At 71.4% G+C, this 22,714-nt stretch carries 18 protein-coding genes and 1 pseudogene; 4 read left to right on the top strand and 15 right to left on the bottom strand.

Annotated elements, in window-relative coordinates:
* Nucleotides 1–33 precede the first annotated feature (33 nt).
* The 3 genes from QC180_RS17965 to mqo form a co-directional block, all read right to left on the bottom strand.
* On the bottom strand, nt 34–2,166 hold the full coding sequence (locus QC180_RS17965) for a magnesium chelatase subunit D family protein (protein ID WP_278264088.1): 2,133 nt from the start codon (nt 2,164–2,166) through the stop codon (nt 34–36).
* A 188-nt stretch (nt 2,167–2,354) separates the two neighbouring features.
* Nucleotides 2,355–2,792, bottom strand: coding sequence for a GNAT family N-acetyltransferase (locus QC180_RS17960; protein ID WP_278263907.1), 438 nt, complete (start codon nt 2,790–2,792; stop codon nt 2,355–2,357).
* Nucleotides 2,793–2,795: 3 nt separating this feature from the next.
* Complete coding sequence (gene mqo, locus QC180_RS17955; RefSeq protein ID WP_278263906.1) at nt 2,796–4,325, bottom strand: malate dehydrogenase (quinone); 1,530 nt, start codon at nt 4,323–4,325, stop codon at nt 2,796–2,798.
* Nucleotides 4,326–4,558: 233 nt separating this feature from the next.
* Between mqo and QC180_RS17950 the strand changes: the two genes are divergently transcribed.
* Nucleotides 4,559–5,590: an alpha/beta hydrolase gene (locus QC180_RS17950; protein ID WP_278263905.1), complete on the top strand. Its 1,032-nt coding sequence runs from the start codon at nt 4,559–4,561 to the stop codon at nt 5,588–5,590.
* A gap of 4 nt (nt 5,591–5,594) precedes the next feature.
* On the opposite strand, the gene QC180_RS17945 is transcribed toward QC180_RS17950, so the two are convergent.
* The 4 genes from QC180_RS17945 to QC180_RS17930 form a co-directional block, all read right to left on the bottom strand.
* Nucleotides 5,595–6,158 (bottom strand): alpha/beta hydrolase, encoded by a 564-nt coding sequence (locus QC180_RS17945; RefSeq protein WP_278263904.1) that lies wholly within the window; start codon nt 6,156–6,158, stop codon nt 5,595–5,597.
* Nucleotides 6,159–6,527: 369 nt separating this feature from the next.
* Nucleotides 6,528–8,147 (bottom strand): cobyric acid synthase, encoded by a 1,620-nt coding sequence (locus QC180_RS17940; protein ID WP_278263903.1) that lies wholly within the window; start codon nt 8,145–8,147, stop codon nt 6,528–6,530.
* Between the two features lie 68 nt (nt 8,148–8,215).
* Nucleotides 8,216–9,079, bottom strand: coding sequence for a type I methionyl aminopeptidase (gene map / locus QC180_RS17935; RefSeq protein WP_278263902.1), 864 nt, complete (start codon nt 9,077–9,079; stop codon nt 8,216–8,218).
* 13 nt (nt 9,080–9,092) lie between these two features.
* Nucleotides 9,093–11,366: an FdhF/YdeP family oxidoreductase gene (locus QC180_RS17930; RefSeq protein ID WP_278263901.1), complete on the bottom strand. Its 2,274-nt coding sequence runs from the start codon at nt 11,364–11,366 to the stop codon at nt 9,093–9,095.
* A 135-nt stretch (nt 11,367–11,501) separates the two neighbouring features.
* Here QC180_RS17930 and QC180_RS17925 point away from each other — a divergent pair, with 135 nt between their 5' ends.
* Nucleotides 11,502–12,491: a class I fructose-bisphosphate aldolase gene (locus QC180_RS17925; protein ID WP_278263900.1), complete on the top strand. Its 990-nt coding sequence runs from the start codon at nt 11,502–11,504 to the stop codon at nt 12,489–12,491.
* A gap of 12 nt (nt 12,492–12,503) precedes the next feature.
* Here QC180_RS17925 and QC180_RS17920 read toward each other — a convergent pair.
* Together QC180_RS17920 and QC180_RS17915 are read right to left on the bottom strand one after the other, a co-directional pair.
* A pseudogene (locus tag QC180_RS17920) lies at nt 12,504–13,364 on the bottom strand (sensor histidine kinase); the annotation flags it as partial.
* 272 nt (nt 13,365–13,636) lie between these two features.
* Nucleotides 13,637–14,305: a response regulator gene (locus QC180_RS17915; RefSeq protein WP_278263899.1), complete on the bottom strand. Its 669-nt coding sequence runs from the start codon at nt 14,303–14,305 to the stop codon at nt 13,637–13,639.
* 135 nt (nt 14,306–14,440) lie between these two features.
* Here QC180_RS17915 and QC180_RS17910 point away from each other — a divergent pair, with 135 nt between their 5' ends.
* Together QC180_RS17910 and QC180_RS17905 are read left to right on the top strand one after the other, a co-directional pair.
* Nucleotides 14,441–16,480, top strand: a complete 2,040-nt coding sequence (locus tag QC180_RS17910) for a transketolase family protein (protein WP_278263898.1) — start codon at nt 14,441–14,443, stop codon at nt 16,478–16,480.
* On the top strand, nt 16,477–17,217 hold the full coding sequence (locus QC180_RS17905) for an HAD-IA family hydrolase (RefSeq protein WP_278263897.1): 741 nt from the start codon (nt 16,477–16,479) through the stop codon (nt 17,215–17,217). The genes QC180_RS17910 and QC180_RS17905 overlap by 4 nt, the downstream gene beginning before the upstream one ends.
* 208 nt (nt 17,218–17,425) lie before the next feature.
* Here QC180_RS17905 and QC180_RS17900 read toward each other — a convergent pair whose 3' ends face one another.
* The 6 genes from QC180_RS17900 to QC180_RS17875 all read right to left on the bottom strand — a co-directional run bounded on the left by QC180_RS17900 (nt 17,426) and on the right by QC180_RS17875 (nt 22,666).
* Complete coding sequence (locus QC180_RS17900; protein WP_278263896.1) at nt 17,426–18,478, bottom strand: class 1 fructose-bisphosphatase; 1,053 nt, start codon at nt 18,476–18,478, stop codon at nt 17,426–17,428.
* A gap of 64 nt (nt 18,479–18,542) precedes the next feature.
* Nucleotides 18,543–19,148 carry a DUF4126 domain-containing protein gene (locus QC180_RS17895; protein WP_278263895.1) on the bottom strand — a complete coding sequence of 202 codons (606 nt, stop codon included), beginning with the start codon at nt 19,146–19,148 and terminating at the stop codon, nt 18,543–18,545.
* A 149-nt stretch (nt 19,149–19,297) separates the two neighbouring features.
* A complete protein-coding gene (locus QC180_RS17890; RefSeq protein WP_278263894.1) occupies nt 19,298–20,185 on the bottom strand; it encodes a WD40 repeat domain-containing protein in 888 nt (295 codons plus the stop codon).
* A gap of 63 nt (nt 20,186–20,248) precedes the next feature.
* Nucleotides 20,249–20,923, bottom strand: coding sequence for a hypothetical protein (locus QC180_RS17885; protein ID WP_278263893.1), 675 nt, complete (start codon nt 20,921–20,923; stop codon nt 20,249–20,251).
* Nucleotides 20,924–20,975: 52 nt separating this feature from the next.
* Complete coding sequence (locus QC180_RS17880; protein ID WP_278263892.1) at nt 20,976–21,773, bottom strand: ABC transporter permease; 798 nt, start codon at nt 21,771–21,773, stop codon at nt 20,976–20,978.
* A gap of 2 nt (nt 21,774–21,775) precedes the next feature.
* Nucleotides 21,776–22,666 (bottom strand): 2-aminoethylphosphonate ABC transporter permease subunit, encoded by an 891-nt coding sequence (locus tag QC180_RS17875; RefSeq protein ID WP_278263891.1) that lies wholly within the window; start codon nt 22,664–22,666, stop codon nt 21,776–21,778.
* Nucleotides 22,667–22,714: the final 48 nt, after the last annotated feature.

Here is a 22,714-nt window from a genome sequence, read left to right as displayed (position 1 = left end):
GCACCACCGGCGCCCCTCGCGGTCCGGTCCCGGTCAGGCCGCGCGAGACTGGGTTCCGCGCGCCGAACCCCGGACGACCTCGGCGACGGTCTCGCCCGTGAGTTCGTCCAGGCGCAGGTAGCGGGCGCGCAGGTCGCGGGACAGTTCGGCGGCCAGGCCGAGCCGGATCATGCCGCGTTCGCAGTCGATGACCATGGCGGTGTGGCCCTCCCCGGCCAGCAGGCGGGCGGCGGCGCGGGCGCGGGGCAGCGGGTCGGTGCCGCCGGTGGCGCGGCCGTCGGTGAGCAGCACCAGCATCGGGCGGCGGCGCGGGTCGCGGACGTGCTCGCGGGCGATCACCTCGCGCGCCTTCAGCAGCCCGGCCGCGAGGGGGGTCTTGCCGCCGGTGCGCAGTCCGGCCAGGCGGCGCACCGCGATGTCGACCGAGGAGGTGGGCGGCAGCACGAGTTCGGCCTCGCTGCCGCGCACGCTGATCACGGCGACCTTGTCGCGACGCTGGTAGGCATCACGCAGCAGGGTGACGATGGCACCGGTGACGGCGGTGAGCCGGTCGCGCGCGGCCATCGACCCGGACGCGTCGACCACGAAGACGACCAGGTTCCCTTCGCGCCCTTCGCGATACGCGCCGCGCAGGTCCTCGGCGGCCAGGGCCAGCGGACCACTGAACCGGCCGCGCTCGAATTGCCGTGGGGCGGCGGCGAAGACGGTGCCCAGCAGGTGCAGACCGGTCGACGTGTCGGTGCTGGGACGGACCATCCGGCCGGTGCGGGTCTGCGCGCGCGAGCGTCGGCCTGGGGCACCCTCGCCGATACCGGGGACCTCCCAGCGCGGGACGGCCTTGTTCACGGAACCCGGTGTGCCCGAGGTGCCTTCGGCGGCGGGCCGGGAGCCGCGCGGCCCGCCGCCGGGACCGCCGCCCTGCGGGCCGTCGTCGTCGGGGCCGCCGTCGTCAGGGTCGGTCGGGTCGCCGTCGTCGAAATGGTCGTCCGGGCCACCCTGGGGGCCGTGGTCGTCGGCACTGTGACCGGCCGGTCCGCCGTCTTCGGGCCGCCGAGTCGCGTCGGCCGCGCTGTTACGGCTCTGCCCGTCCGGCTGCGAACCGTCCGGCCCGTCGCCCTGGGCCTCACCGGACTGCTCGCCGTCAGGACCGGTTCCGTCCTGCTGCGGATCGGCGTCCTCGAGCGCGTTCTCGTCGAATCCTTCGGCGGTGGCGGCGTGTTCGACCTCGTCAGCCGCCGCCTGCATCGCCTCGTCGAGCTGTTCGTCGCTGATCCCCGGCTCGTCGAACGGATCGCGGCGGCGCCGATGCGGCAGCGCCAGCTGGGCGGCCACGCGGACATCGGCCTCGGTGACCCGGTCGCGGCCCTGCCACGCGGCGTGCGCGGTGGCGGTGCGGGCGACGACCAGATCGGCGCGCATACCGTCCACGTCGAACGACGCGCACAGCGCCGCGATCCGGCGCAGTTCGCTGTTGTCCAGCCCCACCTCGGGCAGCCGGTCGCGGGCGGTCAGAATGCGTTCGGCGACCACCCGATCGGCGTCGAGGTAACGGGCGGCGAACCCGGCCGGGTCGGCCTCGTAGTCCAGACGGCGGCGCACCACGGCCATGCGGGTGTCGACCTCGCGGGAGGCGGCCACGTCGACGGTCAGGCCGAAGCGGTCCAGCAGCTGGGGACGCAGCTCACCTTCTTCGGGGTTCATGGTGCCGACCAGGACGAACCGCGCGGGATGCGAATGCGAGACGCCGTCGCGCTCCACGTGCACCCGACCCATGGCAGCCGCGTCGAGCAGCACGTCGACCAGGTGGTCGTGCAGCAGGTTCACCTCGTCGACGTAGAGCACGCCGTGGTGGGCCGCGGCCAGCAGGCCGGGCCGGAACGCCTGTTCGCCGTCGCGCAGGACGCGCTCGAGGTCCAGGGAGCCGACCACGCGGTCCTCGGTGGCGCCGACCGGCAGCTCCACCAGCCGCGCGGGCCTGGCCCCGGTCTCGTCGACCACGGGCGGCAGCAGCTGGGCCAGCGCGCGCACCACCGTCGACTTGGCGGTGCCCTTCTCGCCGCGCACCAGCACACCGCCGATGCCGGGGTGCACCGCCGACAAGATCAACGCGAGCTGCAGCTGTTCCTGCCCCACGACCGCGGAGAAGGGGAAGCCCGCCTCACCCACCGTTCGAGCGGCGGCGTGCGGACCAGCGGCGACATCAGCGAAACCAGGCACACCCCAACTCTAGGCCCGCCGCTTCCGCGCGCGGCTTCCGGGCGTCCACACCCACCGGAGCATCGCTCCCGCGCGGACACGCGAACCACGCCCCCACAGCCCGTTCATCACCCACGACCACCGGGGCTCGTGGTCGATCAGCCCCGACGCATCGGCGTGTGCGGGATGCCGTCGTCGAGGAATTCCGGGCCGTCGACGGCGAACCCGTACCGGGTGTACATGTCGACCAGATGCGATTGGGCGTCCAGAACCACTGTCGCCGTGCCGGTTTCGGCGAGCGCGGCCCGCATCAGCCGGGAGGTGTGGCCGAGTCCGCGGGCGGACGGGGCCAGGCACACCCGGCCGACGCGATAGCCGGTCGGCTCCTCGAGCAGGCGCAGGGTGCCGATGATCGCGTCGTCGTCCGTCAGCCAGAAATGGCGGGTGGACGCGAGCAGGTCACGTCCGTCCAGCTCGGGGTAGGCGCAGGACTGCTCGACGACGAACACCAGCACGCGCAGGCGCAGCAGCTCGTAAAGGGTGGTGGCGTCGAGGTCGGCCGCCCAGCGGTGGCGCAGCGTGACCGTCGACGCCACGGCTCACACCTGGGCGAAGCGGGCGGTCTCCGGCTGCGCGGTCGCGACATCGCCGTCCAGCTTCAGCGACTTGTTGGTCCAGTCCCAGACTTCCTGGAACAGGGACTGGTTCTCCGACAGCTTCTGCCCCAGCGACGGGATCAGCTGCTTCAGCTGCGGGGTCCAGTCGGCGTACTCGCGCGGGAAGCAGCGCTGCATGACGTCGAGCATCGCGGTGACACAGGTCGAGGCGCCCGGCGAGGCACCGAGCAGACCGGCGATGGTGCCGTCCTGAGCGGAGATGACCGCGGTGCCGAACTCGAGCACACCGCCCGCACCCTTCTTGCGGATGACCTGCACGCGCTGACCGGCGGTGATCAGCTCCCAGTCGCGGCCCTCGGCGCGCGGCAGGAACTCCTCGAGCACGCCGACCTTGCCGTTCTGCGACTTGAGCAGCTCGGTGATCAGGTACTTGGTCAGGCCCATCTCGGTGAGGCCGACGCCGATCAGCGAGCCGATGTTGTTCGGCTTGATCGACTTGAACAGGTCGGCGTTGGAGCCGTCCTTGAGGAACTTGGGGGTCCACCCGGCGTACGGGCCGAACAGCAGGCCCTTCTGACCGTTGATCACGCGGGTGTCCAGGTGCGGCACCGACATGGGCGGCGCGCCGACGGCGGCCTTGCCGTAGACCTTGGCCTCGTGCGCGGCGATCAGCTCGGGGTTGGTCGAGCGCAGGAACTGGCCGCTGATCGGGAAGCCGCCGAAGCCCTTGGCCTCCTTGATGCCCGCCTTCTGCAGCAGCGGCAGGGCGCCACCGCCCGCGCCGACGAAGACGAACTTCGCGTTGACCACGCGCGACTTGTAGGTGCGCAGGTTGCGCACGGTGACGTTCCAGGAGCCGTCGGACTGCTTGTCGAGGTTGCGGACCTCGGTGCCGAAGGCGATCTCGCCGCCGGAGTAACCGATGTAGGCGAGCAGCTGCTTGGTGAGCGCGCCGAAGTCGATATCGGTGCCGCCGTCGGTCCAGTTCAGCGCGATCGGGTCGGCGAAGTCGCGACCCTTGGCCATCAGCGGCAGGCGCGCGGCGAACTCGTCGGGGGTGTCGATGTACTTCATGCCGCGGAACAGCGGGTGCGGGGCCAGCGCCTCGTAGCGCTTGCGCAGGTAGTCGACGTTGTCGGCGCCGTGCACGAAGCTGACGTGCGGGATGGGGTTGATGAACCCGGACGGGTCACCGAGGAAACCGGCGTCGACGCCGGAGGCCCAGAACTGGCGCGAGACCTGGAAGCGCTCGTTGATGTCGACGGCCTTGCCGATGTCGACCGAGCCGTCGGCGTTCTGCGGGCTGTAGTTGAGCTCGCACAGCGCCGAGTGACCGGTACCGGCGTTGTTCCACGGATCGCTGCTCTCCGCGGAGGCGGCGTCGAGCCGCTCGAACACCGAGATCGACCACTCGGGCTGCAGCTGCCGCAGCAGCGCGCCCAGCGTGGCACTCATGATGCCTGCGCCGATGAGAACTACATCGGTCTTTTCAGTCTTCGCAGCGTTCGACACGGGTACTTCGACTTCCTTGTCCTTCTCAGCTACCCACCGGCGGGTGAGTCGGCTTGGGCGCGGGCGCTTCGGTTGGGTGACGCGACTCGCGGTGAGTCGCCGGGAGTAGGTTACCCGTCGTTCACCTATGGCCAATTGTGCACCTCAGCCGTCCGGAGTTCCGCAACCGACCTCCCGAATGTGACGTAAACCAACACTGCACGTCGCGATGACCGCGCGATAGATTGAGCGGTGTGACGAACGAAACCCTCGGCACCGCCGATCGGACCGACGAGCAGTGGCTGGCCGACGTGCTCGGCACCGACTATCAGCAGCGGACGCTGCCCCTGGGACCTGATCCCGACGGGGAGGGCGAGGTGGTGGCCACGCTCGTGCGCTATCTGCCCGCGAACCCCGCCCCCGCGTCCGAGCCGACGGTGCTCTACCTGCACGGCTTCACCGACTACTTCTTCCAGGAGCACGTGGCCGAACACTTCGCGGCGCGCGGCCACCGCTTCTATGCCCTCGACCTGCGCAAGTGCGGGCGCTCCCGGCGGGCCGGGCAGAGCGCGCACTTCGTGAGCGATCTGTCGCTCTACGACGCCGAACTGAACGAGGCGCTGCGCATCGCGCGCGCAGAGACCGGCCGTGACGTGCTGATCGTGGCGCACTCGACCGGTGGACTGGTCGCGCCGCTGTGGCTGGACCGGCTCGAGGCCGCGGGCGGGTCCGCGGCGGCGGGTGTGGTGGGCGTGGTGCTCAACAGCCCGTGGTTCGATCTGCAGGGCCCGGCCTACTACCGCACCGTCGGCACGCCGATCATCAATGCCGTCGGCCGGGTGCGTGGCTTCGCGGCACTGCCCGGGATGGGCGTGAGCACGGCCTACGGCGAGAGCCTGCACCACACCCGCGCCGGGGAGTGGAGCTACGACCTCGACTGGAAGCCGCTGGCGGGCGAGCCCGTGCGGCTGGGCTGGTTGCGGGCCATCCGGCGCGGGCAGGCCCGGCTGCACCAGGGGCTGGCGATCGGCGTGCCCGCGCTGATCCTGCGCTCGCGCATCAGCAAGTTCGCCCGCGCGCACAGCCCGGCCGTGGACGTGGCCGACGCGGTGCTCGACGTCAAGCAGATCCAGCGCTGGGCGGGCTGCCTGGGCGAGCGCACCACGATCGTCCCGATCGACGGCGCCCGCCACGACGTGTTCCTCTCCTCGGAAGCGGTGCGCGCCAACGCCTTCGCCGAAACCGACAGCTGGCTCGACTGGCTGGCCGCCTACCGCAAGTCCTGACCCGCTACCAGAGGCTGGTGCGCAGGACGATCTCGGTGGCCAGCTCGTGGGCGCCTTCGGTCGCGACATTGTCGACCTCGAGCGGGACCACCCGGAACTCGCCGTAGACGAAGCGGCCGGAGGCGTCGGCGGTGGCGCGCGGCAGGCTCTTGGTCACCAGCATGGTGACCGGGAGCTCCAGCGGCGGACAGGCGGCGTCGGGCACGGCGCCGTCGGCGTCGGCCACCGCCGGGTGTCCGTGGTCGGCGACGACCAGGCTCATGAACCGGCCGAAGCGTCCCGCGCACACCCGCCAGGCCAGCGCGGCACCGGCACCGCGGCCCGCCACGTTCACGTACGGCAGTTCGAGCGCGTCGAGGATGGCGTGCACGGCGGCCGGGTCGAGGCCGGTCACCGACTCCACGACGACGGTCTGCAGGTCGGATTCGTGCAGCCGCGCGCACACCTGGTCGAACACGTCGGCAGGGTCGTCCGCGTCGGGGAGCAACAGCACGTTGTGCCGCGAGGACGGGCCGTCGACCCGCACTGTCCATGCCTGGTCACCGACCGTGATCTGCCGAGATTTCATGCCGGTGTACGGTACACGGCCACGCTGAACACGGCAGCTCGTTCCGCTCCGCCCGGCCGGTCTGTTTCTGCCCGTGTCCTGCGGTTTCCCAACCCGGCACCCCCGAATTGACAGACCTGTCACAGCCCCGCGCGACCCGCTGTGAGCAGAGACGGGCCGCACATCGCGCGGCGCCGTGCCGGGTCCGACACGTCAGGACCGCATCCGGTCGGCGTCGGCGTCCCTCGGTGGTGACGGGGGCGGGGGTCGGCGCGATCGTGGGCGTCACCCACTGCGGCGCGGGTGCGGCCTGGGTGGTCACCGGGGCCGGACCGCTGGCGATCCAACGAACGACCGAGGCATTCCAGGCCCGAGTGGACGGTGTGGTGGCTAGCGGATTTCCTCGAGGCCGGAGCGGACGACAGGTAGGTCCGTGGGTGCGCCTCGGGTGATCAGGGTGTCGAGGGCGGGGAGGTCGAGGTGGGTTTCGATGAGGTCGGCGAGGAGGTCGAGTTGGGCGGTGCGGGTGGCGGCGACGGAGGTGTCGGGGGCGACGGTGAAGCCGGTGCGGCCCGCGCGGGCGGCGACCTCGGTGAGCCAGTGGCGGCGGAACTCGTCGGATTCGAGCAGGCCGTGGACGTGGGTGCCCCAGAGGGCCTCGCGCACACTGCCTTCGGGAGCGCCGTCGATGGTGAGCCAGGCGGGGTCGCCGGTGTGGCGCACGCGTCCGTGGTGGATCTCGTAGCCGTGGACGGGGAACTCGCCCGCGTTTCCGGTGACCTGGCGGGCGATCTTGGGGTCGGCGAACTCGATATCGAGATCGAGCAGACCGAGGCCGTCCGCGACCCACGGCCGCGCGGTGCCGCCGTCACGGTACGGCTCATCGGACGACTGGGAGGTACGGCCCGCGTCCGTCCCGGTGCCGCCCGGAGCGGCGTACTCGACGCCGTCGACGATGCGTCGCCCGAGCATCTGGTAGCCGCCACAGATACCCAGAACGGGCCGTCCGGCGGCGGCGCGGGCGCGCAGGACACCGTCGATCCCCTTGGCGCGCAACCACTCCAGGTCCGAGACGGTGGCCTTGGAACCGGGCACGACGACCAGGTCGGCGGTGGCGAGCTGGTCCGGCCCGTCGGCCCAGCGGACGGCGACGCCGGGTTCGCAGGCGAGGGCCTCGATATCGGTGGAGTTGGAGATGCGGGGCAGGCGGACGGCGGCGACGGTGAGCCATTCGCTGCCGTGCGGCGGGCCCGGACGGCCGACGGGGGTGCCCGCGACGGTGCCGAGGGAGTCCTCGGCGTCGAGCCAGAGGTCTTCGGCGAAGGGCAGTACGCCCAGGATCGGGCGGCCGGTGCGGGCGGCGAGCTGGTCGAGGCCGGGGCGCAACAACGCCACGTCGCCCCGGAACTTGTTGACGATGAAACCGGAGATGAGCCGCTGGTCTTCGGGTTCCAGCACCGCGACCGTCCCGAACAGGTGCGCGAGCACTCCCCCGCGATCGATGTCACCGACCACGAGAACGGGCAGATCCGCCGCCCGCGCGAGTCCCATATTGGCCAGATCCGTTGCCCGCAGGTTGATCTCGGCGGGTGACCCGGCGCCCTCACAGATCACCACCTCGAATTCCGCCCGCAACGAAGCGAGTTCGTCGGCGACCACCTCGCGCAACTGCTGCCGCCGGGTGAAATAGTCCCGCGCGCCGACGGTTCCGATCGCCTTGCCCCGCACCACCAGTTGCGAACGCCGATCACTGCCGGGTTTGAGCAGCACCGGATTGAACCGCACACTCGGCTCGAGCCCGCACGCCCGCGCCTGCAACGCCTGCGCCCGGCCGATCTCCCCGCCGTCGAGGGTGACGACGGAATTGTTGGACATGTTCTGCGCCTTGAACGGCGCCACCCGCACGCCGCGGCGCGCCAGCATCCGACAGATCCCGGCCACGACCACGCTTTTGCCCGCGTCGGAGGTGGTCCCCGCGATCAGCAACGCCCCGCGCAGCGCCGAGGTCACGGCAGGGTGAGGATTTCCGCGCCCGTCTCGGTGACGACCCGAAGGCGTGAGCCTCGGACTGCGCCGATTCACGGCAGGGTCAGGACTTCCGCGCCCGTCTCGGTGACAACCAGGGTGTGCTCGAACTGGGCCGTCCACTTGCGGTCCTTGGTGACCACGGTCCAGCCGTCGTCCCAGATGTCGTAGGCGATGCCGCCGAGGTTGATCATCGGCTCGATGGTGAAGGTCATGCCCGGCTCGATGACCGACTCGATGTCGGGCTGGTCGTAGTGCAGGATCACCAGGCCGCTGTGGAAGGTGGGGCCCACACCGTGGCCGGTGAAGTCGCGGACCACGCCGTAGCCGAAGCGGTTGGCGTAGGCCTCGATGACCCGGCCGATCACATTGAGCGCGCGGCCCGGCTTGACCGCCTTGATCGCCCGGTTGGTGGCCTCCTCGGTGCGCTCGACCAGCAGGCGCACCTCCTCGTCGACGTCACCGGCCAGGAAGGTGCGGTTGGTGTCGCCGTGCACGCCGTGGATGTAGGCGGTGACGTCGATATTGACGATGTCGCCGTCCTGGATCACCGTCGAGTCGGGGATGCCGTGGCAGATGACCTCGTTGAGCGAGGTGCAGCAGGACTTGGGGAAGCCTTTGTAGCCGAGGGTGGAGGGGTAGGCGCCGTGGTCGCACATGTACTCGTGGGCGATGCGGTCCAGTTCGTCGGTGGTGACGCCGGGCGCCACCGCCTTGCCCGCCTCGTCGAGCGCCTGGGCGGCGATCTTGCCCGCGATGCGCATCTTCTCGATGGTCTCGGCCGTCTGCACCCAGGGTTCGCTGCCCTCGTTGGCGGTCTTCTTCCACACGTATTCGGGGCGCTCGATGGAACGCGGGACGTCCCGGATCGGCGACTGGGTGCCGGGAACGAGTGGCTGACGGGTGCGCACGGACATGAGGCGAGTCTAGCTAGGCGGGTTCCAATCGGACGACGATGCCCTTGGAGGTGGGCGTATTGCTGATGTCGGCGACGCTGTCGAGGGGCACCAGCACGTTGGTCTCCGGGTAGTAGGCGGCCGCCGAACCCCGGCTGGCCGGGTAGCCGACGGCGACGAACCCCTCGGCGCGCCGCTCGGTGCCGTCGTGCCAGACGCTCACGATGTCGACGGTGGCGCCGTCGGCGAGGCCGCGTTCGGCCAGGTCCTCGGGATTGACCAGGACCACTCGGCGCGCGTGGTGGATACCCCGGTAGCGGTCGTCGGCGGCGTAGGGGATGGTGTTCCACTGGTCGTGCGAGCGCAGCGACTGCAACAGCAGATAGCCCCGCGGCACGGCGAGTTCGGTGAAGTCGTTGCGTGTGAACCGGGCCTTGCCGGTGGCGGTGCGGTAGACGCCCTCGTTGACCGGATTGATCAGCCGCAGCCCGCCCGGCCGGGCCACGCGCGCGTTGAAGTCGGCGAAGCCGGGCACCACGCGCGCGATGCGGTCGCGGATGGTGCCGTAGTCGGCGACGAAGTCCTCCCACGGGATGGTGCCGCCCGGCCCGAGGGTGCGCCGGGCCAGTCCGGCGATGATCGCGACCTCGCTGAGCAGGCCCGGCGCGGCCGGGTCGAGACGGCCGCGCGAGGCGTGCACTTCGCTCATCGAGTCCTCGGCGGTGACGAACTGTTCGCCGGTGGCCTGGATGTCGCGATCGCTGCGGCCCAATGTCGGCAGGATCAGCGCGGTCTCGCCGCAGACGGTGTGCGAGCGGTTGAGTTTGGTGGAGATCTGCACGGTGAGCGAGCACCGGCGCAGCGCCGCCTCGGTGACCGCGCTGTCGGGCGTGGCCCGCGCGAAATTGCCCGCGACACCGACGAACACCCGCGCGGCGCCGTCGCGCATGGCGCGGATGGCGCCGACCGAGTCCAGGCCGTGCGCCGAGGGCGGGGTGAAGTCGAACTCGGTGCCGAGCGCGTCGAGGAACCACCGCGGCATCCGTTCCCAGATGCCCATGGTGCGGTCGCCCTGCACATTGCTGTGACCGCGCACCGGGCACACGCCCGCGCCGGGGCGGCCGAGATTGCCACGCAGCAGCAGGAAGTCGACGATCTCGCGGATGGTGGGCACGCCGTGCTTGTGCTGGGTGAGTCCCATCGCCCAGCACACGATGACCTTCTCGCTGGCCAGCACCCGCTGGTGCACCCGCTCGATCTCCTCGCGGCGCAGTCCGGTCGCGCGCAGGGCGTCGTCCCAGTCGATGGTCCGGGCGTGGGTGGCGAACTCGGCGAAACCGCTGGTGTGCGCGTCGATGAAGGCGTGGTCGAGGACGGTGCCGGGCGCCGCGTCCTCGGCCTCGAGCAGCAGGCGGTTGAGCATCTGGAACAGCGCGAGATCGCCGCCCGGTTTGATCTGCAGGAACTGGTCGGCGATGGCGGTGCCGCGCCCGATCACCCCGCGCGGCGCCTGCGGGTTCTTGAAACGCAGCAGTCCGGCCTCGGGCAGCGGGTTGACCGCGACGATCGTGCCGCCGTTGCGCTTGGTCTGCTCGAGGGCGGTGAGCATGCGCGGATGGTTGGTGCCGGGGTTCTGGCCGACGACGAAGATCAGGTCGGCCTGGTAGATGTCCTCCAGCGAGACGGTGCCCTTGCCGACGCCGAGCGTCTCGGTCAGCGCCGATCCGCTGGACTCGTGGCACATGTTCGAACAGTCGGGCAGGTTGTTGGTGCCGTAGGCACGGGCGAACAGTTGCAGCAGGAACGCGGCCTCGTTGCCGACGCGGCCGGAGGTGTAGAACAGCGCCTGGTCGGGCGAGTCGAGACCGCGCAGTTCGGTGGCGACGAGGTCGAGCGCGTCGTCCCACCCGAGCGGCTCGTAGTGGGTGGCGCCGGGGCGTTTCACCATCGGCTCGGTCAGCCTGCCCTGCTGGTTGAGCCAGTAGTCGGACTTGGTGTCGAGGTCGGCGACGGGATGGGTGGCGAAGAACTCGCGGGTGACGCGTCGGGTGGTGGCCTCGTCGGCGATGTGCTTGGCGCCGTTCTCGCAGTATTCGTTCTTGTGCCGGTGTTTCGGCTCGGGCCAGGCGCAGCCGGGGCAGTCGAAGCCCTCGGTCTGGTTGATGGCGAGCAGGGTCAGGGCGGTGCGCGCGGGCGAGGTCTGCGCGAGGGAATAGTCCAGGGCGTGCACGACGCCGGGCACTCCGGCCGCCCACGTCTTGGGTGGGGTGACCGACAGGTCGTCCTGCGGGTCCTCGATCGTGGTCATGACCGCCTCGTTTCTCCTGGGCACCTGGCCCCAGGCTGGTCGACGGGCGCCGTCGCTGTCAACGCGGCATCTCACACCCGGGATCGCCCGCGCGGGTGAGGACGGCGCCCACCCCCACCCGCCACCCTGATCAGCATGACGACCATTCCCGCCACCACGGCCCTCGCCGAGATCGCCCAGCAGCTGACCGGCGCGGGCCGCGGCATCCTCGCCGCCGACGAGTCGATCGGGACCATGTCCACCCGACTCGAACAGGCGGGCGTGCCCGCGAGCGCGCTGGCCCGGCGCGACTACCGCGAACTGCTGCTGACCGCCGACGGGCTGGCCCGGTGGATCAGCGGAATCATCCTGTGTGACGAGACCTTCGGCCACGACCTCGCCGACGGGCGCCCCTTCCCCGAGGCCGCGCACGCACTCGGCATCCTGCCGGGCGTCAAGGTCGACACGGGCACCACGCCCCTGCCCGGCCAGGGCGGTGCCCTGATCACCGAGGGACTCGACGGTCTCGGCGCGCGGCTCGCCTCCTACGCCGCCCGCGGCGCGGCCTTCGCCAAATGGCGGGCGGTCTTCACCGTCGACACCGTCACGCCCGCCTCGGCCCGGGCCAACGGGCACGCGCTGGCCCGCTACGCGGCGCTGTGTCAGCAGCACGGCATCGTCCCGATCGTGGAGCCGGAAGTGCTGTGCGTGGGCGACCACGAGCTCGCCGACGCCGAACGGGCGACCCGGCTGGCGGTGGGCGCGCTGTTCGCCGAACTCGCCGAAGCCGGAGTCGACCCGGCCGGGCTGGTGCTCAAACCGAACTTCGTCACCCCCGGCCTGGACACCGATCCCGCGCCCGCCGCCGAGGTCGCGGCCCGCACCTGCGCGGTGCTACTCGACACCGTCCCCGCCGCCGTTCCCGGCATCGCGTTCCTGTCCGGTGGGCATCCCACCGGCCGGGTCTGCGAGTATCTCGCCGCCCTCGACGCGCGGCCCGATCGGCGTTGGCCGGTGACCTTCTCCTTCGGTCGCGCGCTGGTCAGTGCCGCGTTGCGCACCTGGGCGGGGGATCCGGCCGAGGTCGGCGCGGCCCAGCTGGTCCTGCTCGACAACTGCCGCACCGCCGCCGAGGCCACCGGCTGACACCGGCAGTTCCACCAGCACGGTCGTGCCCCGGCCCGCCAGCGATTCCACCCGCAGCGACGCCTCGATGAGGGCGCAGCGCTCGGCGATCGAACTCAGTCCGAAGTGCTGGTCGCCGTGCGCCCTGGCGGCCCGGCGCGCGGCGGGGTCGAAGCCGACGCCGTCGTCGGAGCAGCCGAACACCACCGAGTCGCCGACGCGACGCAGCGACAGCACGATCCGGCGGGCCCGCGCGTGCTCGACCGCGTTGGCCAGGGCTTCCTGCGCGATCCGGTAGAGGGCGGCGGCCGCGTGGTCGGCGAGGGCGGCGCCGGTGGCGGCCGGGTCGACAAGGAACTCGATGGGTGGGGTGGCGGTGTCCTTGCTCGCCGTGCGGACCAGGGATTCGATGGCGGCGACCAGACCGAGGTCGTCGAGGACCAGGCTGTGCAGGCCCGAGATGGCGGCCCTGGTCTGGTGATAGGCGACATCGGCCAGCTCACGGGCGCTCACCAGTTCGGCGCGGGCGCGGCGCAGGGCGGGGACCGCGCTGTCGGGCAGGTGCGCGGCGAGTTCGGTGACGGTGAGATCGGCGGCGGACAGATGGAACGACATCGACGCCAGGGTGGTGGTGACGCCGTCGTGCAGGTCGAAGGCGATGCGGCGTCGCTCGGCCTCCTGGGCGGAGATGGCCTGTTCGACCAGCCGGTCGCGTTCGGTGCGCTGCCGGTTCACGGTGCGCCAGAGCCGCCGCGCGTGCAACCACAGGCCCAGCACCGCCGCGCACGGTCGCGCGCGGGCGAGATCGTCGGGGCCGAACGGGTCGGCGGGGTCGCGGTGCAGGGCGAGGACCCCCACCACCTCCTCGGCCAGCCCCGGGAGCGGCAGACACATCCGGGCGATGGTCTGTTCCGGTTCCAGGCGCAGGAGCTTGCGGTGCAACAGGTTGCGGGGTGAGTCGGCCTCGATCAGCACCGGGGTGCGGGTGCGGGCGACCAGCCCCGTCACCCCGAAGCCGACCTGGAGTCTCAGCGCGCCCGCCGAGGGGTGCGGGGGCCAGAGGTCGATGATCGTGAGGTCCGGTCCGTCGACGGCGTAGAGCAGGGCGCCGTCGGCGGCGAAGGTGTCGGCGAGGTCGGCCGCCGTCGGCACCGCCGCGTCGGCGTTCACCGGAACAGGCCCTCCCGCAGGGCCACCGCGATCGCGCCGCTGCGGTCGGAGACCCCGAGTTTGCGATACAGGCCGCGCAGGTGGGTCTTCACGGTGTCCTCGCTGACCACCAGCTTGCCCGCCACCGCCCGATTGGAATGTCCCGACACCAGCAGGCCGAGTACTTCGGACTCCCGCTGGGTCAGTCCGAGGTGGGCGCCGGACCAGAACTGGCCCGCGTCGAGCCGGGCGGCGGCCAGCGCGACCCGGCCCGCCAACGCCGCGTCCACCACGGTCTCCCCCTCGCTGGCCCGCACCAGCTGGGCGACGAGTTCGCGCCCGTCGACGCGCTTGAGGATGTAGCCCGCCGCGCCGACGCGCAGCGCCTGGTAGAGGTAGTGCTCGTCGTCGTAGACGGTGAGCAGCACGACCTTCGTCCCCGGATACTGCGTGGTGATCCGCCTGCACAGGTCCAGGCCGCTGGCCTTGCCCAGGCGCACGTCGCACAGCACGATGTCGGGTTGCTGTTCGGCGACGGTGCGCAGCGCGGCGGGTTCGGTGGTGGCCTGTCCGACGATGCGCACCTGCTCGGGGAAGTGGCCGAGCATCGCGTCGAGTCCGTGCAGGACCATCTCGTGATCGTCGACGAGCACGAGCCGCAACGGGGTCGCTGGCACCTCCGGCATCACCCCAGACTACGACGGAAAACCGCTGCCGCCACCGGCATTTCGCACATCTCACCCGCCCGGCCACCCGGCGGGGGGACCTCACGGGAGCCCGGATGCGGTCCGATGGACGGACCCGACCGGAAGGGAGCGCCCATGTCGCCGTTCTCCGTCCCCCGCCCGCTCGACCCGCCCGCGGTGCGGCCCGATACCGATCAGCTCGCCGTCGAGACGCTGCGGTTCCTGGCCGCCGACATGGTGGAGGCCGCGCGCTCCGGTCATCCCGGGATGCCGATGGGCGCGGCGCCGATGGCGTGGACGCTGTGGAGCAGGCATCTGCGCCACGACCCGGCCGATCCGGACTGGGCCGACCGGGACCGGTTCGTGCTGTCGGCCGGACACGGGTCGGCGCTGCTCTACGCGCTGCTGCACCTGTTCGGCTACGACCTGCCGGTCGGCGAGCTGCGCCGGTTCCGGCAGCTGGATTCGCGGACCCCGGGGCATCCGGAGTTCGGGGTGACGCCCGGTGTCGAGTGCACCACCGGCCCGCTGGGCCAGGGCCTGGCCATGGCCGTGGGAATGGCGGTGGCGGAGCGGATGACCCAGGCACGGTTCCCGGCGATCACCGATCACCGCACCTACGCGATCGTCGGCGACGGCTGCCTGATGGAAGGGGTGAGCCACGAGGCCGCGTCGCTGGCCGGACAGCTCGGACTGGGCCGGTTGATCGTGCTGTGGGACGACAACGAGATCACCATCGACGGCGCGGTGGAACGTTCCTGCGGTGACGACCAGCTCGCCCGCTTCGCCGCCTACGGCTGGCACACCGAGGTGGTGGCCGACGGGACCGATATCGGTGCCATCGACGCGGCGCTGACCCGCGCGAAAGCCGAAGCGCGACCGAGCTTTCTGGCTATCCGCACGGTGATCGGTCACGGTGCGCCGGAGGTGGCAGGCACTCCGGCGGCGCACGGTGCACCTCTCGGGGCCGACCAGTTGGCGCGTGCCAAAGCCGCTGTCGGATGGGAGTATCCGCCGTTCACGGTGCCCGAACCGGTCGCGGCCACCTGCGCGGTGCTGGCCGCGCTGGGCGCCGACGACCATGCCGACTGGACCCACCGGTTCCTCGAATTCAGTGCTGCCGCGCCGGAATCGGCGGCGCGGTTCACGCGCGCCAGGGCCGGGGTCCTGCCCGAGGGCGTGCACGACGCGCTCGCCGGGATCGTGGGCGCGTCTCCGCGCGCGACCCGGCAGTCCTCCCAGGCGTGTCTGACCGCCGCGGCGGCGGTGCTGCCCGAGCTGGTGGGCGGGTCGGCCGACCTCGCGGGGTCGACCGGCACCGCCTTCGGACCGGTGCTCACCCGCGACGACTTCACGCCCCGTGCCATCGCTTTCGGTGTCCGAGAGTTCGGGATGGCGGCGGTACTCAACGGGATCAGCCTGCACGGCGGGTTCCGCGTGTTCGGCTCGACCTTCCTGGTGTTCGCCGACTATCTGCGGCCCGCGCTGCGGTTGTCGGCGCTGATGGGTCAGCCGGTGATCTATGTGTTCACCCACGATTCGGTCGCCGTCGGCGAGGACGGCCCGACGCACCAGCCGGTCGAACACCTGGAATCCCTGCGTCTGATCCCCGGCCTCCACGTGCTGCGTCCCGCCGACGACGCCGAGACCGCGCTGGCCTGGGAGTCGGCGCTCGCCCGCACCGATGGTCCGACGGCGCTGATCCTGTCGCGTCAATCGCTGCCGCAACTGGGACCGGACGCGATCCTCCGCGCACCGGACGTGAACGCCTCGGCCGACGGGCGTGCGGCCGCCGAGATCGCGCATCCGCCCGCCGACCGACCCGCACCGGTCAGCGGGCACTCCCCGGCCACGGCGCGCGGCACCGTCGAGATCGTGGCGACCGGGTCCGAGGTCGCCCTGGCGGCGGCGGTCGCGGAAAGTCTGCGGGCCCAGGGGCGATCGGCGCGGGTGGTCTCCGTCCTGGACCGCAGTCGCTACTCTCCCGACCCGGGCGCGGTGCGGATCAGTATCGAGGCGGGCAGCACGGCGGGATGGACGGGGCTGGTCGATCTGGCGATCGGGATCGACGAGTTCGGGCACAGCGGGCCGGGACACGAGGTACTCGCCCGGCACGGCTTCACGGCGACGGCCGTGCTCGCCCGGATCCGCGCCTACCTGGGCGGCGCGCGATGAGGCGGCTGACGGCGGTGATCTTCGACGTCGACGGCACGCTGGTCGACAGCGAACGCGACGGGCACCGGGTGGCCTTCAACGCGGCCTTCGCCGAGGCCGGACTCCCGGACCGCTGGGACGTCGACACCTACGGGCAGCTGCTGGCGATCACCGGCGGCGCCCACCGGCTCGCCCACTGGTTCGAGAACACCGGCCGCTCCCCCGCCGAATCCTGGGACCTGGCCCAGCGGTTGCACCGGCGCAAGACCGCCATCATGCGGGACATGGTGTCCGAGGGGCAGATCCAGCCCAGGCCGGGCGCGGTCGCACTGATCGACCGACTGCGCTCGCGCGGCATCCGGCTGCACGTGGCGACCACCGGCAGTCGCGCCTGGGTCGCCCCACTCCTGGCGCACACCTTCGGCGCGGTGTTCGACACGATCGTCACCGGAACCGAAGTACCCCAGCTCAAACCACATCCGGCCGTCTACCAGGACGTACTGGAGCGCACCGGGCTGCTCCCGGAACAGGCGGTGGCCGTGGAGGACTCCGCGAACGGTGTGCGTGCGGCGGTGGCGGCGGGCTTGCGATGCGTCGCCGCGCAGAACAGCTACACCCGAACGCACGACTTGTCGGAAGCCCAGCTCGTCGCCGACGGCCTCGACGACCCCGAGCTCGTCACCTGGTTCGAGCGGCACCTGCGCGACACGACCATCTCCCACTCCCCAGGACGCCGGGCCAGGTCCTCCCCGGCGTGACACCCCCGCCGGGGGCACCGCCAGCGAAACCACGCCCGGCGGCGGATCGAGGGCACACCGGTCAACGTCGGCACCGCACCGCTCACCACTGGATCGCCCCGTGCCGGACTCCCGCCAGATCGACACCACACCGCTCACCGCCTGGTCGACACCGCACCGGGCAGCACCGGTGCGGTGTCGTTCCCCGACGGCCCTCGCCCGCCGATCCTCAACCACCGACCGGGGCGCGACGGGGTGTCCCCGACGTGGCGTCGGCGCGGGTCTCTTCGGCGTGTGAGCGCTCGACTCGCTCGACCTCCTCACGCGCGCCGAAGACGAGCGGTACCCGCTGGTGCAGGGCTGTCGGCGTGATCTCGAGAACGCGTTCGTGTCCGGTCGAGGCCAGTCCACCGGCCCGCTCGATCAGCAGGGCGATGGGCGCGGCTTCGTAGAGCAGCCGCAATCGGCCCGGTTTCGCCGGGTCCTTGGTGTCGCGCGGATACAGGAAGACCCCGCCGCGCGTGAGGATCCGGTGGGCTTCCACCACGAGTGACGCCACCCAGCGGGTATTGAAGTCCTTCCCGCGTGGCCCGCTCGCCCCGGCGACGCAGTCGTCGATGTAGCGGCGCACGGGCGGCTCCCAGAAGCGGTGGTTGGAGGCGTTGATCGCGTACTCGGCGGTCGTGGCGGGCACCCGGAGATCGCGGGCGGTGAGCCGGAATTCGACGGTCTCGGGGTCCAGGGTGAAGGCGTGCACGCCACTGCCGACGGTGAGGACCAGCTGGGTCGACGGCCCGTAGAGGGCGTATCCGGCGGCGACCTGGTCGAGGCCGGGGCGCAGGAAGTCCGCGGTCGTGGCGGCGGCGCCGACGCCGGGTGCGGGCAGGATCGAGAAGATGCTGCCCACGCCGACATTCACGGCGATATTGGACGACCCGTCCAGTGGGTCGAAGGCCAGCAGATACCGTCCGCGCAGCACTCCGCGCGGGATCGGGAACAGCTCGTCGAGTTCCTCCGACACCATGCCCGCCAGCCGTCCGCCCGCTTCGTTGGCCCGCAGGAAGATCTCGTTGGCGACCACATCGAGTCGCTGTTGCTGTTCGCCCTGCACATTGACCGCACCGGCGCCCCCGAGCACCCCGGTCAACGGGGCGACGGCGACGTGGCGGGCGATATCGCGGCAGGCTCCGGCGATATCGATGATCAGCGCGTGCAGGTCACTGGACTCCGGGTGACCCGCGTCGGTGAGGACCTGGGCCAGCGTCGGTCGATCGGTGAACATGCCTCGAGCACACCATCGGCCCGCCCGCCCGGCATCCACCCGCCGGGTGAGGGCGGGGGTGGTCCTATTCGAGCGAGTCGACCGGGCCCGGCCGCCGTTCCCGGCGTTCCCGCCGCCTGCGCAGATACCGCCGAATCCGGCTGGCGCACTGATAGACCACCCACAATCCGATCGCCAGCGAGACCGCGGCGATCACCGCCGCCAGCACCGGGAAGAACACCGCCAGGGTGACCACACCGCCCACGCCGAGGTCCTCGACCGTGCTCAACGCGATATTGGTGACCGGTTCGGGCGAGGTGTTCACCGCCATCCGCGTCCCCGCCTTGACGATATGACTGGCCAGCGCCGTCGTCCCACCCACCGCCGCCGCGAACAGGGTCGGCAGCGAATCGTCCTGCCCCGCGATGAGCGCCGCCACCACCGCCCCCGACGCGGGCCGCACCACCGTGTGCACCGCGTCCCAAAACGAATCGAGGTACGGAATCTTGTCCGCCACCGCCTCGACGGCGAACAACACCCCCGCCGCGATCAGCACATCGGTCCGCTGCAACCCGGGCGGCACGTCCCCCGCCCACCCGATCCGCCCGAACACCCCGAGCAGGAACACCACCGCGTACGCGTTGATCCCGCTGGCCCAGCCCGCGGTGAATATCAGAGGCAGCACCGACATCCGCCCACCCTAGGCCCGCCCACCGACACCACCGGCCCGCTCACCCCGTGTCGCCCTCCCGACATTCGGACGACATCGTCCACCGAGCGGCCACAGGTATCGCCCGATGTCCTGCCCGTCGGATCCGGATCGTCGCGGGGTACCCGACGCTATCGCGCAGGAGGCGAGAGCAGATGGACACCGTGATCGGTAGCCGCCACGACGCCGACGTGGGCGGCACCCGCCAGCGCGTGAACCTCGCCGATCGGCGTGAGTTCGACAGCGGGCACCCCTGTCCCGGCATCCACCCAGAGCACACCGGTATCCAGGCCGACCGCGATCCAGGTGCCACACGCCGTGAAACACAAGGGCGCCGACCGCGCCACACCGGGCACGCCGGTCACCTCGTTGTCGACGCGGAGATCCCACACCGGGTCACCCGTCGCCGATTCCCTGACCACGAGCCCACCGCGGTAGCCATCGGCCCGGGTCCGCCCGACGTCGGGTCGGACCCACGCCGCGAACCGGCTACCGTCCGGGCTGAACACCACCGAGACGACCAACTCGCTGAGGTCGCGCTGTGGCACATCCCCTCGCGCGTACCGCTCGGTGAGAACGACGTCCGCCGAGACATCGATCATGCTGAGCCACACCGTTCCCTGCATGCTGTTGCCGACCGCGAGACGACGACCGTCGGGCGAGAACCGCGGGGTGATACTCCAATCGCCGAACATGATCCCGTCCTCGTCACCATCGACGTCGGCGTCATACCGCAGTCCGCGCGCCACATCGACGATCACCAGTTCCTCACCGCCGGTGAGCGCCAGCAACCGACCGTCCGACGACCACGCGGGGTGTCCCTGCACACGATCCGGAAGCAGCTCAGCGGGCAGTTCCTCGACCACGCCGAGGTCGCGCCAGTCCCACAACAACACCGTCCCGGCGGCGACAGCCGCGATCCCGGTCCCGGTGGCCGACCCACGGAGACCCCAGGTCTTCGCCGGTCCGGACACCGGGATGACCCGCACCGGCTCCGGGGTGGGCGACAATTGCCACACGCCGCGGTGCTATTCGTCGTCGCCCGGCGAGGTAGTCGCTCGTGTCGAGCCGGGCGGGGAGGCTCAGAGTGCTTGGGACTCGGGTTCTTCGGTCACTTTCTCCCGGTGCCACGGTTGGCCCGGGGCGGTGCGGGTGGCGTGCCAGCCCGGCGGGAGGTCGAGGACCTCGGCGAGGGTGGGGTCCTCGTCGATGGCGTGGTGGAGGTGGCCGATGTGGCCTTCGGTGTCGGCGGAGGTGGCGCCGATGAGTTGCCAGATGCCGTCGTGGTCGTTGGCGACGAGGAGGACGGGCTCGCGCAGGTCGAAGACCTCGGGGGTCTGGATGCACCGGGTGCGGGTGAGCCAGTGGCGCATCCACCGGGCGCGAGGGTCCTGTTCGACGACGCGGTCGATGACCCACCAGATGAAGGGGAGGTCGTCGTGGGCGCGGGCCTGGTCGGCGGTCAGGTCGGGGCCGCCTTCGGGGACGTTCTCGAAGGGGTCGTCGACGAGGGCGTAGGCGTAGGAGTCCTCGTGGGCGAAGACGACGGCGTGGAAAGTGGCGCCGCCGGGGTTGCCCGCGCCGATGCCGACGGTGACGCGGGCGGCGTGCGGGTCGGCGCCGGTCGTCCAGCCGATGGCGTAGGAGGCGAGCTCACCCTGGGGGCCGATGAACTCGCCGAAGGCCCGGCGGTCCATGCCGGTCATGTCCGGCACCGGGGCCTCGACGAGCTGACCGGGGATGACGCGCGCATTCACGGGCACAACCTAGCTCGAGTCACGGGATGCCCCCGGAAGTGGCGGGGGCACCTCACCGCAGGGCCGCCCGTCCCCGGTCCCGGCCCAACACCACCAGGACGACCAGGGTCACCACGACGAGCACGGTCGTTCCGGCCGCCGCGTCGAAGACCTCGCCGCGGTCGATCTGGGCGAAGATGCTGACCGGCAGCGTTTTCCAGGTGGCGGGATAGACCATGATCGTGGCGCCGAGCTCGCCCATGGACAGGGCGATGGCGAGCCCGGCGGCGGCGCCGAGCGCGGGGAGCAGCAGCGGCAGCGTGATCTGACACAGGACCCGGACCGGGCCCGCGCCGAGGGATTCGGCGGCCTGGCGGTAGGCGGGATCGAGGCGATCGAGGGCGGCGGAGACGGCGCTGAAGGCGTAGGCGAGGACCAGGACGCTGTGGGCCAGGATGACGATCCACTTGGTGCCACCGAGCAGGAGGGGACGCTCGTTGAAGGCGATGAGGACGCCGAGGCCCAGCGCGACCGACGGAACGGCGACCGGAAGGTGGAATACCGCGTCGGTGAGGCGCCGCAACCAGCCCGGCGCCTCCCGAGAGGCCAGCGCGGCCCAGGTGCCCAGGACCAGCGACACCGCACCGGCGAGCAGCGCGGTCTGCAGACTCACCGACAGGCTCGCGGCCTGCTCGCCGCTGAGCGCGTCACCGAGCCGGGCGACGCCCAGGTCCGAGGGCAGCGGACCGGTCCAGGTGCCTGCCAGTGCCGCGGCGATCACGGTGGCGATCGGGGCGACGAACACCACCGCGACCACCACCCCGAACACACCGAGTACCAGTGCCTTTCCGCGTGGCGTCCAGACGAGCACGATCAGTCCCCCTTCGGGCGGGCGGTGAACCGGGCGAAGACGAACCGGTAGCCGAGATACAAACCGAGCGAGAGCAATACCTGGACCGAGGCCAGCACGGCGGCGCCGGGCAGGTCGAAGGTGACGATGCCGCGCGTGTAGATCAGGGCGGGCAGCGTGAGGACGCCCTTGGCGCCGGTGAACAGGACGATGCCGAACTCGTTGAGCGTCAACAGCAACACCAGGCTGCCGCCCGCCGCCAGCGCGGGCCATGCCTCGGGCAACACCACCTGGCGCAGCACCCGCCACGGTGACGCGCCGAGACTGGCCGCCACGTCGAGTTGTTCGCGCGGCAGCTGGGCGAACGCGGCCAGCAGCGGCCGCACCACGAACGGGGTGAAGTAGGTGATCTCGGCCAGGATCACCCCGAGCGGGGTGGTGAGGAAGTCGATGACCGGCCCGGTGGCGCCGGTCAGTTCGGCCAGCAGGGCGTTCACCGCGCCCGCCGTGCCGTAGAGGAAGGTGAAGGCGAGGGTGATCAGGAACGACGGTAGCGTCAGGACGGTGTCGACGAGCCTGCCGATTACACCCGATCCGGGGAAGGGCACGAAGGCCAGCACCACCGCGAGGAAGGTGCCGAGCACCAGACAGCCCAGGGTCGAGCAGACGGCGATGGAGACGGTGCGCCACAGCGCCTCCCGGAACGCCGCGGAGCCGAGCATCGAGGTCCACACCTCGGTCCCCCGACCGGTCGGCGTCTCGACGGACTCGGTGAGCACCCGCAGAATCGGGTACCCCGCGATCCCGAGCACGACGAGCACCGGTGGCAACGTCCACACCACCGGCAGCCATGTTCGCGCCGCCGCTGGGGATTTCGCCTCGGGGGCAGAGTGATCCAGTACCGGCACGCTCATCCCCGAACCTCCACGCCACCCACCGCGACGACCACGCCACGCACCGGC

Source organism: Nocardia anocheti, from assembly GCF_029675105.1.
GTDB lineage: Bacteria > Actinomycetota > Actinomycetes > Mycobacteriales > Mycobacteriaceae > Nocardia.
Note: the sequence above shows the minus strand (reverse complement) of the source record. Positions and strands in the feature narration are given on the sequence as shown.